The following is a 13022-nucleotide window of genomic DNA, read 5'->3' as shown; positions in this document are numbered from 1 at the left end:
CCTCCTAATAGACTGCCAACTTCTTCTCGCCATAGGCTTGAAGCTTGGTCAAAATAGTTGAAAAGAGTAGATAAACAAGGGCCACCTCACAATAGAGGGCAAACGGTTCATAGGTCCTTGCTGCAATCTGCTGAGTCGCCATAAACATCTCCAAGACGGTAATATTGGCAGCCAGCGATGTATCCTTGACCAATCCAATCAAGGTATTGGACAAGGGCGGGAAGGCCACTCGAAAGGCCTGTGGGAGAATAATCCGACGCATGGTCTGGGCAAAACTCATCCCGACAGAATAGCCAGCCTCCAACTGCCCCTTAGGCACGGACTCGATAGAAGCCCGTATGGTTTCCGCAGCGTAGGCACCTGTATTGACAGAAAAAACCAAAACCGCCGACGGAAAGGCATCCAAGACAATTCCTAGACTTGGTAGTCCAAAGAATATCACATAGAGTTGAACCAAGAGCGGTGTCCCTCGAACAACCCAAATATAGAAACGAGCCACTTGTTTGAGAATGGGAATCTGAGCAATTTGCACCAAGGCAGTCCCAATAGCAATTAACAAGCCAAAGGTAAAAGACAGGATTGTCAGTGGGATAGTCACCAACAATCCTGGAACAAGTATTTGTGAAAATGAATCAAGCAATAGTTGCCATACTCTCTCTGTCATTGTTTCTCCTGATTACTTAGCTTTTGATACGTCTTCACCAAAGTATTTGTTTGAAATTTCAGCTAATTTTCCTTCACTAGCCAATTCTGCCAAGGCTGCATCAATCTCTTTCACAAGATCTTCATTTCCTTTTGCAACTGGGAAGGCTGTTGTCGATACGTCATCCGTCAAGGTCACAACCTTAATCGGTGCATCAGCATGCTGTTTCACATAATCCAAGTACACCAAGTTGTCATTGATGGTAGCATCCACACGACCTGTATTTAACAATTCAACTGCCTGAGAGAATCCATCCACGCCGACAACTTTTGCACCATTTTCACGCGCCAAATCTGCCCAGTTGCTTGTCAAGCTGTTGGCTGATTTCTTACCAGACAAATCTGCAAAGCTTGTAATGTCAGTATTATCCTTCTGTGTTACCAAGGCTCCATAGATGTATGTATATGGTGTTGAAAAATCGTATTTTGCCTTACGCTCATCTGTAATACCGACTTGGTTAGCGATAGTATCAAAACGGGCTGCATCCAAACCTGCAATCATGGAATCCCATTCTGTTTCAACAAATTCCACCTTAACACCCAATTTCTCAGCAACGGCTTCGGCTACTTCTACATCATAACCGACCAGTTTTCCGCTCTCATCGTGGTAAGAGTAAGGAGCATAGGCACCTTCAGTACCGATTTGAATAACGCCTTCATCCTTAATTTGTGCCAAGAGGGTTTGGTCTGTACTATTCGATGTACCTGCAGATGAATTGCAGGCTGCTAACACGATACCCGCAAACAATAAACTTGTAAACATAGCTATTTTCTTCATAATTAAAACACACTTTCTTTTTCAGATTTTACAATAGTATCATGAATAACTATTTCCAGCCAATATATTTTTTCTATCAGGGACATTAAAATTTTTAATCAAGTATCGGAGCATAAAAAAAGACCTACTCGGTCTCAGAACGTAGACGAACTCCTAAAAATATTAAAAATTGAAGAGGTTTGCGAAAGATAGCAAGTCATTAAACTCTTAGAAACATTGATATTCAGGCGTTTCTGAGAGTTGTTTTATTTTCAACATAAAGAAAAAAGATTGAAGAAAATTGCCCAAAATGGACTTTTTCTTCAATCTGAGACCTACTCGGTCTTTATATCTCATATTAATTATACTCCAGCTGGTGGGTAAATATAGCTGACTGTCCCTTCGCTAGTCGTTGTTGGATCAAAGAAACCACGGACATTACTTGGATAGTATACTCCACCATAGTTTGATTCCTTAACTTGAATGTGCCCGTTAGCTGCCACATCTGTTACATAGGCAACATGACCGTAGCCTCCATCTGTCCATACAGCAATAGCGCCAACTTTTGGAGTAGTTCCCACTTCATATCCAAGCGCTGCCGCACTAGCTGCCCAATCTCCACCATTACCCCAATAGTTTCCGACCCAAGGAGCCATTTCTTTGGCACCCCAAGTACACTGACCAGCTGGATAGGTATTAGCCGTATATTCCACAGCAACCTCTGACACCATATTGGTAGCCAAAGCAGCCTTTGCAGTGGCTGCAGCTTTCTCAGCTACAATTTTTTCTGCAGCAGCTTTGGCTGCTATTTTTGCAGCTTCAACCTTTTTTGTTAACGCTGATACTGTCGGACTATCGCTTATAACTGTGTCATCTGCACTGACATTCACCATTCCCAACCATAAAAGATTTCCTATGAGGGCTGTAAACAGTCCCAATTTGAATTGTTTTTTTATCATTTGATAACTCATAATATTTGATTCCTTCGTGTTTTTCTGCCCTATCTATCCTAAGGGATAATCCTTGCAGAGAGCTTAAAGAAATGTAACAAATATTACAGATAACTTGCAATCTCTTAACAATCACAGTGTTCGGACTTTTTGTCAAAAAAACGGCCTCCAATACGGAAGTCGTTTTCTTATTATTTACATTTATTTCGCTAGGATATTCACTAATTTGGTTACTTCACAACAATATTCACCAATTTGTTCGGAACACTAATCACCTTCACAACTGTTTGCCCAGCGATTTCAGCTTGGACTTTTTCGTCTGCCAGAGCAACTTTTTCAAGTTCAGCTGGTGCTAAGTCTTTGGCTACAGTCAAGCGAGCTTTTACTTTGCCTTTGATTTGGACAACGATTTCCACTTCGCTTTCTACCAGCTTGCTTTCGTCATAAGTTGGCCATGCGACATAGCTGATTGACTGACCAGTATTTGTCAGACCCTGCCAGAGTTCTTCTGCCAAGTGTGGTGCAAATGGGGCAATCAGTTGGACAAAGCCTTTAGCGTATTCGACATAGAGCTTTTCTTCCTTGTTGGCTGCGTTGACAAAAATCATGAGCTGGGCGATAGCCGTGTTGAATTTCAGGTCTTCGATATGCTCTGTCACCGTCTTCACAGTTTCATTGTAAACTTTATCAAGCGCTCCGCTATTTTCCGCCACAAGCTCCTTGGTCGTCACGAGGCGATAAACACGGTCAAGGAACTTACGGCTGCCCTCGAGACCTTCTTCTGACCAAGCGATTGACGCGTCAAGTGGACCCATAAACATCTCATAGACACGGAGGGTGTCCGCACCGAATTGCTCGACCACATCATCTGGGTTAACCACATTTTTAAGGGATTTGGACATCTTAGCAGGTGCCTGCTCCAACTCCTCACCAGTTTCGATGTTGAAGAAAGAACCGTCGCGTTTTTCAACCTTATCTGTCGCTACAAGGGCACCACGGCTGTCGCGGTAGCTAGTTCCCAAAATCATCCCTTGGTTAAAGAGTTTTTGGAATGGCTCTTTGGTCGGTACAACGCCAAGGTCATAGAGGAACTTGTGCCAGAAGCGAGCATAAAGTAAGTGAAGGACTGCGTGCTCGGCACCACCGATGTAGATGTCCACTGGCAACCAAGCTTTGAGAAGCTCCTCGTCTGCCAATTTCTCATCGTTGTGCGGGTCGATGTATCGGAGATAGTACCAGCTAGAGCCCGCCCATTGTGGCATGGTGTTGGTCTCACGGCGACCTTTTACGCCGTCTTCACGCACCACTTCCAACCAGTCTGTCAAGTTAGCAAGAGGGGACTCCCCTGTACCTGAAGGCTTGATGTCTGAGGTTTTTGGCAATACCAGAGGTAACTCATTTTCTGGGACTGCTGTGGAAGTACCATCTTCCCAGTGGATGATTGGAATCGGCTCACCCCAATAACGTTGACGGCTGAAGAGCCAGTCACGGAGACGATAGGAAATTTTCTCCTGACCGAGACCATTTTCTTCCAACCAAGCCACCATTTTGGCAATAGCTTCTTCCTTATTCAGACCGTCTAGGAAGTCCGAGTTGATGTGGGCACCATCTTCTGTGTAAGGTGCTTCTTCTACATTGCCACCTTCCAAAACTGGAATAATGTCCAAACCAAACTGTTTGGCAAATTCCCAGTCACGCTCATCGTGGGCAGGAACAGCCATGATAGCACCTGTTCCGTAGCTTGCAAGGACATAATCAGCAATCCAGATTGGAATTTCCTTGTTGTTCACAGGGTTGATTGCGTAAGCACCTGTCCAAACACCTGTCTTGTCTTTGGCAAGATCTGTACGGGCAAGGTCTGATTTAAGAGAGGCTTGGCATTTATATTCTGCCACAGCTTCTGCCTGCTCAGGCGATGTAATGCTGTCGACCAAATCATGCTCAGGAGCAAGGACAGCGTAGGTCGCACCAAAAAGCGTATCAGGACGAGTTGTGAAAACAGTGAAGTCCTTGTCTGTGTCCTTGATTTTGAAGGTCACATTGGCACCCGTTGACTTGCCGATCCAGTTGCGTTGCATATCCTTGATCGACTCTGGCCAATCAACGTCTTCCAAGTCATTGAGCAGACGCTCTGCATAGGCTGTGATTTTCAACATCCATTGACGCATTGGCTTACGAACAACTGGGTAGCCACCACGCTCAGATGTTCCGTCAGGAAGGACCTCTTCGTTGGCGATAGCTGTTCCCAATTCCTCCACCCAGTTGACAGGCACTTCTGCCTCGTAGGCTAGGCCTTTTTCATACAACTTAGTGAAAATCCACTGAGTCCACTTGTAGTAGTTAGGATCAGTCGTATTAACCTCACGGTCCCAGTCGTAAGAAAAGCCAAGGGCGTTAATCTGACGCTTGAAGTTGGCAATATTTTCCGCTGTAAAGTCAGCTGGGTCATTTCCCGTGTCCATAGCGTATTGCTCTGCTGGCAGACCAAAGGCATCCCACCCCATTGGGTGAAGAACGTTGTAACCTTGGGCACGCTTGTAACGGCTGAGAATATCTGTCGCAGTATACCCCTCTGGGTGACCAACGTGCAAGCCCGCACCAGATGGATAAGGGAACATGTCTAGGGCATAAAAGTTTGGCTTGTCCGCATCTGTTCCCGTCTTAAAGGTATGATTTTTTGCCCAAAATTCCTGCCATTTGGGCTCGATTTCCTTGTGATTGTAGAAGCTCATGTCATTTCTCCATGTCAATAAATTATCTTTACTATTATATCACGTTTTTGGGGAATTGGGAAAGACAAAAAACAGCCAGTTTTCACTAGCTGTTTTCCCATTTTTACCAAATAATCACACGGTCTTCTTTTGCACGCCACATGCCGTCGCCTTCTTGAACGCCAAAGGTTTCATGGAATTCATCGAAGTTTGGCAACTGAATGTTAGTACGCAGATGACCTGGTGCGTGGACATCGACACTCGCCAACATCTGCATGTACTCAGGACGAGCCTTCATTCGCCAGATGCGAGCAAAGTTAGTGAAGAATTCCTCTGCGGAGAAGTCTTCCTCTGACTTGGCTGCTTCTAAGGCTGCTGCAATCCCACCAAGGTCGGCAATATTTTCTGACACGGTCAATTTACCATTGATTTTGGCACCGTAAGAGTCCTGACCCTCAAACTGGTCAATGACCTGCTGGGTACGGGCTTCAAAGGCTGCATAGTCTTCCTCTGTCCACCAGTTGTTTAGACTGCCATGCTCATCAAAGGAAGCTCCGTTGGAGTCAAAGGCATGGGAAATCTCGTGGGCAATCACGGCACCGATACCGCCGTAGTTAGCTGATGAAGACTGCTCTAGCGAGTAGAATGGCGCCTGCAAAATCGCCGCCGGGAAGACAATCAAGTTTTTCTGTGGGTTATAGTAGGCGTTGACCATGTGGGCTGGCATACCCCATTCCTTAATATCCACAGGCTTGTTCCACTTGCTCCAACCATGAGCAATGTCAATCTTGTTTAGTTCGATGGCATTTTCCACCAAGGACTTGCTTGGGTCAACAATTTTCTTATAGTAACGCTCTGGCAAGGCTTCTGGGTAGCCGATGTAAGGCTTGATAACATTGAGTTTGACAATGGCCTTGTCACGCGTTTCCTGAGCCAACCAGTCTGCCGTTTCCAAACGAGACTTGTAAACCTCAATCATCTTGGCAACTTTTGCTTCCACATCCGCCTTAGCCTCTGGTGAGAATTTCTCCCCAGCATACCAAAGACCGAGGGCTTGGTTAAAGTAGCCTTGTGCCAAGTTATAGGCTGCTTTTTCTTGATTTTGAGCCTGCGGTGTACCAGAAAGAGCACGGCTGTAGGCTCCTGCTAGAATACGGATTTCATCCGACAGGAAGGCTGTATAAGCTCCTGCCGCTTTCAAAATCAAGGTCGCCTTCAAAAGCTCCCAATTATCCGCACTGTAAATGTCCTTGGCAGCCTGCCAGAAACGTTCCTCAGGCACGATAATCTTGTCTGGCGTTTGACCTAAAATCGCTATGAAGAAATCATCCAAAGGCAACTCTGGTGCCAAGGCAGTAAAATCTGCCCACTCGTAGGGGTGATAGAGTTTGGCGTACTCAGAACCTTCTTCATTTGAAAGGACATACTTGGCAATCGTAGCATCCAGTTCCAAACGCTTGTCCAAGAGGTCCTTGATTTCCTCATCACTGAAACCAAATTTTGGCAGGAGGGCTTCTTGGCTCTCTCTCCAGATTTTGAGTAACTCTGCTCCTTTTTCATGCCCTTCCTCATAGTAGGTCGTATCTGGCAGGATAATGCCTAGAGAGTCCGCCCAGAGGACGTTGGTGGTCGCATCCATAAAGTCAGGTGCCACACCGAAAGGCATGAGGTTTGGCTTGCCTGCCAACTCATATTCTGCCAACTTGCTGGTAAATTCTTCGAAAGAGTTGAGAGCCTTGTACTCTGCAATCAAGGCCTGAGCAGGTTCTGCCCCCAGACGGTCACGGGTTTCATAGTCGGCTACTTGCTTGTGGAAGGCTACAAAGTTTTGCAAAACGCTATCTTCTGGGACATCTTCTCCCGCCAACCAAGCGTTTGTCGTGTCAATCATGAGCTTTTCAATCTCATCCGCCAGGTCTGAGAAACCACCTGTTCTTGGCTTATCGTCTGGAATCACGGCTGTTTTTGCCCATTCACCATTGACGTATTCGTAAAAATCATCTTGTAAACGTGTCATTGATTCTCTCCTTTGTCTTTCTTAATGACTATAATAACAAAAAATTCTGACAATTTCACTTATCAGATGACCGTGACCAAGTATTTTTTAGAATAATACTCGAACAAACCACAAAAAGGCTGACAACGGCACAGGTCCCTGACATGGTTAAATCCAGTTGATTGGCCACTAAAAAACCTAGCACAACCGTTAGAATAGCGATACCTTGCCCTAAAAGAAGCAATTGCCAAAAGGATTTGACCCAACGTAGGGCAGCCATACTTGGTGCCACCAAGAAAACAATAACAGTCATCGAGCCAATCGCTTCAAAGGCCAGAACAGTAGTTAAGGAAACTAGAATCAAAATGACCATTTCTAACATCCTTGTTCGTAAGCCAGACAAACGAGCATGGTTGCTGTCAAATAGGTACACTTGTAAACGATGGTAAGCCCAAGCAAAAAATAGAACGATAACCAACCAAGCCAAACTCGACTTGACCAGACTAACAGGGAGTGACCAGGCTAGAACATCCATACGATGAAGCGGAGCAAAAAGTACTTCCCCCTGCAAAACCAGATCCACATCCAAGTGAACATTGCGAGCAAAAAGAGAAATAAGCAAAACCGCCACCGCAAAAAAGAAAGAAAAAACTAGACCTGTTGCGGCATCATGCGCTATCTTTCGACTATGCAGACGGTCAATGGCAAGAACCGATAATAACCCAAACAGACTAGCACCAACTATTAGCAACGGCGAATCCAAACTGTGACTAATAAAAAATCCCAGAACAATCCCAAGCAAGACAGAATGCGATAGCGCATCTGCCAGCATTGATTGATTTTTTACAACCAGTATCGAGCCAAGCAAGCCACAAGAACTAGCAATAACCATCAAAATGAGTAATACTTCAAACACGACCATTCTCCTTTCTGACATAGGTAACAGACACAAATGCAGACAGGGTCAGACCTGTCAGACAGACGATAATAGTCGGTCCGGTCGACAAACCCGATACACTAGAACTAATCCAAGTCCCTACGAAAGCCGACCCAATTGCAACGATTCCTGCCAGTAACAGACTCTTGTGATACGATTTTCCCAACATCAAGCCAAAGACAGCTGGTGCAATCAAAAAACTACTCATCAAAATAGCTCCAACCAACTTTAATCCTACTGCAATTAGGCAAATCATCAAAAACATCGTCAACTGCTGTAAGTACTTTACACGAACACCAATGACCCTTGCAAAAGTTTGATCAAACAGATACAGCTTATAGTCTTGATAAAAGAAAGCAAACAATACCAAAGCCAATAGGGAAATGAGTCCGATGAGTATCACATCATCCAGCTGAATAAAGGCTGCCTGTCCAAATAGATAGGTTTGCAATCCAGCCTGGGAAGACCCTGCAAAGGCTTCATTTCCCTGAATAGCATTTTTCAAGACCATTCCCAAACCAAAGAAAGAAGCAGACACCAATGAAAGGGCATTGACTAGGCTGTGACCACCTTTTCGACGTAGCAAATGGACAAGTGCATAAGAAAGGTAGCCTGATAACACTGCTCCTAACAGCAAGTAGAGAGGATGTCGCGACTGAAAAATCATGAAAGAGACAATCACTCCAGGATAAGAAGCATGCCCAAGAGCATCCCCAAGCAAACTCTGTTTAGTAAGAACAGATATACTTCCGATAGTACTGGCTGCTACAGCTAGGCTAACGGTCCCTAAAGCAACTGTCCAGAAAGAATACTCTTTGAAAACCTCAAACATGACTGCCTCCTTTGGCATTTCCTAGAAACAGCCCATTTCCTATACCGTAGGTCGCCTGATAATTCTCGCTTGTCAAAGTCTCATCCATCGGACCAGAATCAATCACATGCTTATGAAGCCAGACAAGGTGATCAAAGTAGGCATCCAGCGTCGTTAAGTCATGATGAATGACAATGGAAGTTTTCCCTTCACATTGGAACTCCTTGAGCATATCCATGATCATGATTTCTGTTGCCTGATCAATCCCTGCCAGAGGCTCATCCATAAGGTACAATTCTGCTTCCTGTGCCAGGGCTCTCGCTAAAAATACCCGCTGACGCTGCCCACCTGAAAGCTGATCAATCTGACGATGGCGTAAATCCGCAATTTTTAATCGTTCTAGAGCCTGCTCAACAATCTGTCTATCAGCCTTAGTCGGTCTTCGAAACATTCCCTTACTATGAGCGAAGCGTCCCATCAGAACAATTTCAAAAACTGTTGCAGGAAATTGCCAGTTTACTTGACTGGATTGGGGAATATAGGCTACTTTTTGAGCAATCACCCTCTCTAGACCTGCCTCCTGACCAAGCAAGCGAACCTGTCCTGTGTCAGGTTTTTCCAACCCCAAAATGACCTTGAACAGACTGGACTTCCCAGCACCATTTGGTCCAACAATAGCCGTCCGACTCCCTCTGGGAATCACCAAATTGACATCTTCTAAAGCCATGGTCTGGCTGGCTGTATATGCTAAATTGACATCTTTTAATTCAATGATTGCTGACATATTTCCTCCTATTTTAAAAAATGATATACCTCATTCATACTCAATGAAAATCAAAATCAGACCAACCTACCAAGCTGAGAAAGTCGATAAGATTAAGATACCGCATCAACAAATTGCTGGCAAACCCTATACCTCGCTCATTTCAACACATCAGTACATGAATTTGATTTTCGCAAAGCACCAATGCTTCTTTCAATTGTATGTTTATAATTCTGTTAAAAATGGTCCAAAAACGGAAAGAACTCGACCTAGACCGAGTCCTTTTTACTACTCATTTGAAATCCCTATTCACGCACAGACTACTGATATATAAAGTCCAGCTGTGAACCAACAGCACCGAGGTCTGCAAACAGTATTTCTAGTCAAGGACCTCAGATTTGCTACTAACGCCTATCCTCCCCCAAGCGTTGCCACCTCCTATGAAAAGAGTCCTATACTGCTTGTGCTCAAAACAATTGATTGTCCCTCATATTGGTACCTTTCAACTATAACCTTCGGCAATTTCTCTAGTCTTCATTGAATAGCAAGTCCGTTCGACCTGTACTATTTCAGATATTTAACCATCAATGTAACATTATGTTTGTACATGTCGATAAAGGTATCCCCTTCCTCGCCTTCTGGTGCCAAAGAATCTGAGAATAACTCCTTACCTTCGCCAGTAACAACTTCAACCTGACCACCTTTGGCTTTTACTGCCTCTTGCAATTTCTCCATGCGTTCTGGATTAGTTGTAGACTCTGTAAAGATAGCCTTGATATTATGGTCGATGATTAGGTTAACTGTCTCAATCATGTCACTATTAGCCACTTCTGAGTCGGTGCTCACTCCCTGAGGAGCATAGAGAGTGAAGTCATAACTAGCAGCAAAGTAATTAAAGGCATCATGTGGCGTTACCAAATAGCGACTTTCTTTTGGAATCACACTTAATTCTTTTTCTACCCAGGCATGCAAATCATCTAGCTGCGCTTGGTATTTTTCTGTATTTTTCTGAATCATCTCAGCTTTAGCAGGCAAGAGTTTTTGTAGTTCCTCTGAAGCTACAGCTACAGCTGACTTGTACAAGGGAATTGAAAACCAAAAGTGCGGATCGACAATTTCTTCCCCATCCTCATCCATCGTATTCAAGTCTTTTGCATTAAAGTTTTTAGAAACAGCTACTCCGGTCTTCTCCAAAGCTTCAACCATTTTACCTTCAAAGTGCAAACCGTGGTAGAGAACAAGGTCAGCCTTTTGTAATTTTGATAAATCACTAGATTTGGCTACGTACAAATGAGGGTCTTCTCCTGCTGGAATCAGCAAATCACGTTCCACCTCATCACCCGCCAACTGATAGACCATGTCATTGAGAAAGGAAGTAGTCACAGCCACTCTTGGCTTACTAGAGCCTTCTGTGGTTTGCGATGGACGACAAGCTCCTAGCCCTATTAGGGACAATAGCAGAGCAAAACTGAACAATATTTTCTTCATATAGGTTCTCCTTTTATTTTTATTAAGCATACCTAACTATATAATTAGATTAAGCTAAAAAATTCGTTTTGTCAACTGATTTTTAAATTTTTTGATATAATAGTTTCAGTAGAAAGCGAGTTCTCATGACACCAAACAAAGAAGATTACCTAAAATGTATTTATGAACTGGGTCAATTAGACCAAAAAATTACCAATAAACTCATCGCAGAGAAGATGGCCTTCTCCGCACCAGCCGTTTCTGAAATGCTCAAAAAAATGGTAGCCAAAGAGCTCATTTCTAAGGATGCCAAGGCAGGTTATCTCCTCAGCCAAACCGCCCTTGAAATGGTAGCCAACCTCTATCGCAAACACCGCTTGATTGAAGTATTCTTAGTTGAGCAACTTGGCTACTCTCCAGAAGAAGTACATGAAGAGGCTGAGATTTTAGAACACACCGTTTCAGATCACTTTATCAATCGCCTAGACCTGCTACTGGAACAGCCTCAAACTTGTCCTCACGGGGGAAGCATTCCTCAAGCAGGACAACCGCTCATCGAACGCTACCAGACACGGCTGTCACAGCTAACTGAGACAGGGAACTACCAGCTTGTCCGTATCCATGACTTCTATCAACTCCTTCAGTACTTGGAACAACATGAATTAGCTGTCGGCGATTTACTAACCGTCACAGACTTCGACCACTTTGCCCAAACCATCACCATCCAGTACAAGGACAAAGAGCTCGCCGTCCCAACAGCCATCGCTCAACAATTATTCATCGAAAAAAGCAATCGCCCAGCCTAAACAAGCTGAGCGATTTTTTTCTTCTAAAATAAATAGTTACCTCTTTTTCAAATTACGGAAAATAGATCTGGCTGCAAAAAATAGTTGCCCACATACATACACTAACCAAAGTAGGAAACCTATATAAAACAGCCCAATAGAAAGTGAGGGTTATAGGTTAAAGGCTGCAAGACAAACATGAGAATCCCTACCAACCCCCACCGCATGCCCCAGGTCATCTTTCTCTGGATAACCCACTCCAGCCAATCTTCTCCAACTGAACTTCTGGTTTCCAGATACTCTTGATTAAGGTCTTGAAAAATTTTTCTCATATTCTTGCTCACCTCATCCTAACTTCAAAGCATAAACTACTACTTTTCGACAATATTATTATAGCACATTGTTTTCAAATAACCAATACTGTCGAAAAAACCAACCTACTTGGGCTGGTCTTCTTGTAATCGCTCTTTTAGGCGACGACGGTATAAAATCTGCGATGGAATGAAATAAAGAAAACTTGCCAAAATAATCCAACGTTTATCTATTCCACTAAAGTAAATCACTAAAATCAAAAGAAACGCAGTCGTCAAATAAAAGAAATGATTTTTGAGTAATTTTTTCATGGCAGCCTCCATACCTATTTTTCAATATTAGTATATCAAAATACACAAATAGAGTACATACCATTGCCAAAAGTTTTACTTATTTTTCGTATCCAAAACAATGGTCACCGGCCCATCATTGACCAGACTGACCGCCATATCCGCCCCAAAAATACCCACTTCAACAGGCACAAAGGCTGACAGGGCTTTGTTAAAAGCATCATAGAGTTGGCTGGCTAGGGCAGGAGCTGCCGCTCCTGTAAAAGCAGGGCGATTGCCTTTTTTGGTGTCCGCAAAAAGGGTAAATTGGGAAATGGATAAAATCTTGCCCCCTATATCTTGAACAGACTTGTTCATCTTGCCTGCCTCATCTGAAAAAATCCGCATATTGACAATTTTCCGAACAGCATAGTCCAGGTCTTCCTGGCTGTCATCTGGCCCCACACCGACTAGGAGCAAAAGCCCTTGTTCAATTTGCCCATGGATACTTCCTTCGATGGTCACACTGGCCTGTGATACACGTTGTAATACAATTTTCATC

14 protein-coding genes are annotated in these 13022 nt (G+C 43.9%); 2 read left to right on the top strand and 12 right to left on the bottom strand.

The genetic code is table 11. The features are described 5' to 3' along the window. Positions 1–4 precede the first annotated feature (4 nt). The 8 genes from K5Q34_RS03365 to K5Q34_RS03330 all read right to left on the bottom strand — a co-directional run bounded on the left by K5Q34_RS03365 (position 5) and on the right by K5Q34_RS03330 (position 9648). Positions 5–664, bottom strand: coding sequence for an amino acid ABC transporter permease (locus tag K5Q34_RS03365; protein WP_002938543.1), 660 nt, complete (start codon positions 662–664; stop codon positions 5–7). A gap of 12 nt (positions 665–676) precedes the next feature. Next, a complete protein-coding gene (locus tag K5Q34_RS03360; protein WP_253214081.1) occupies positions 677–1465 on the bottom strand; it encodes an amino acid ABC transporter substrate-binding protein in 789 nt (262 codons plus the stop codon). A gap of 356 nt (positions 1466–1821) precedes the next feature. Next, positions 1822–2430 (bottom strand): CHAP domain-containing protein, encoded by a 609-nt coding sequence (locus K5Q34_RS03355; RefSeq protein WP_044680372.1) that lies wholly within the window; start codon positions 2428–2430, stop codon positions 1822–1824. 209 nt (positions 2431–2639) lie between these two features. Beyond that, positions 2640–5141, bottom strand: a complete 2502-nt coding sequence (gene leuS / locus K5Q34_RS03350; protein WP_221864517.1) for a leucine--tRNA ligase — start codon at positions 5139–5141, stop codon at positions 2640–2642. Between the two features lie 103 nt (positions 5142–5244). Continuing rightward, complete coding sequence (locus K5Q34_RS03345; RefSeq protein WP_221864516.1) at positions 5245–7137, bottom strand: M13 family metallopeptidase; 1893 nt, start codon at positions 7135–7137, stop codon at positions 5245–5247. Between the two features lie 55 nt (positions 7138–7192). After that, positions 7193–8032 carry a metal ABC transporter permease gene (locus K5Q34_RS03340; RefSeq protein ID WP_014638790.1) on the bottom strand — a complete coding sequence of 280 codons (840 nt, stop codon included), beginning with the start codon at positions 8030–8032 and terminating at the stop codon, positions 7193–7195. Beyond that, the gene (locus K5Q34_RS03335) at positions 8025–8885 is read right to left on the bottom strand and encodes a metal ABC transporter permease (protein ID WP_221864515.1); all 861 of its coding nucleotides are present in this window, start codon (positions 8883–8885) and stop codon (positions 8025–8027) included. Before K5Q34_RS03335 ends, K5Q34_RS03340 begins: the two co-directional genes overlap by 8 nt. After that, positions 8878–9648 carry a metal ABC transporter ATP-binding protein gene (locus tag K5Q34_RS03330; protein WP_044768090.1) on the bottom strand — a complete coding sequence of 257 codons (771 nt, stop codon included), beginning with the start codon at positions 9646–9648 and terminating at the stop codon, positions 8878–8880. Before K5Q34_RS03330 ends, K5Q34_RS03335 begins: the two co-directional genes overlap by 8 nt. Before the next feature lie 43 nt (positions 9649–9691). On the opposite strand from K5Q34_RS03330, the gene K5Q34_RS03325 reads away from it, so the two are divergent. Next, positions 9692–9961, top strand: coding sequence for a hypothetical protein (locus tag K5Q34_RS03325; protein ID WP_253214082.1), 270 nt, complete (start codon positions 9692–9694; stop codon positions 9959–9961). 230 nt (positions 9962–10191) lie between these two features. Here the strand turns inward: K5Q34_RS03325 and K5Q34_RS03320 are convergent, their stop codons facing one another. Beyond that, positions 10192–11115 carry a metal ABC transporter solute-binding protein, Zn/Mn family gene (locus tag K5Q34_RS03320; RefSeq protein WP_044754415.1) on the bottom strand — a complete coding sequence of 308 codons (924 nt, stop codon included), beginning with the start codon at positions 11113–11115 and terminating at the stop codon, positions 10192–10194. Positions 11116–11240: 125 nt separating this feature from the next. On the opposite strand from K5Q34_RS03320, the gene K5Q34_RS03315 reads away from it, so the two are divergent. Continuing rightward, the gene (locus K5Q34_RS03315) at positions 11241–11900 is read left to right on the top strand and encodes a metal-dependent transcriptional regulator (protein ID WP_172114892.1); all 660 of its coding nucleotides are present in this window, start codon (positions 11241–11243) and stop codon (positions 11898–11900) included. A 119-nt stretch (positions 11901–12019) separates the two neighbouring features. On the opposite strand, the gene K5Q34_RS03310 is transcribed toward K5Q34_RS03315, so the two are convergent. The 3 genes from K5Q34_RS03310 to dtd form a co-directional block, all read right to left on the bottom strand. Then, positions 12020–12211 (bottom strand): hypothetical protein, encoded by a 192-nt coding sequence (locus K5Q34_RS03310; RefSeq protein ID WP_238137229.1) that lies wholly within the window; start codon positions 12209–12211, stop codon positions 12020–12022. Between the two features lie 105 nt (positions 12212–12316). Further along, a complete protein-coding gene (locus K5Q34_RS03305; RefSeq protein WP_169051094.1) occupies positions 12317–12502 on the bottom strand; it encodes a hypothetical protein in 186 nt (61 codons plus the stop codon). 75 nt (positions 12503–12577) lie between these two features. Next, positions 12578–13021, bottom strand: coding sequence for a D-aminoacyl-tRNA deacylase (gene dtd, locus K5Q34_RS03300; RefSeq protein WP_105136556.1), 444 nt, complete (start codon positions 13019–13021; stop codon positions 12578–12580). Between the last annotated feature and the right edge of the window lies 1 nt (position 13022).

It is taken from the genome of Streptococcus sp. 2018110 (assembly GCF_019754115.1).
Taxonomy (GTDB): domain Bacteria; phylum Bacillota; class Bacilli; order Lactobacillales; family Streptococcaceae; genus Streptococcus; species Streptococcus hashimotonensis.
Note: the sequence above shows the minus strand (reverse complement) of the source record. Positions and strands in the feature narration are given on the sequence as shown.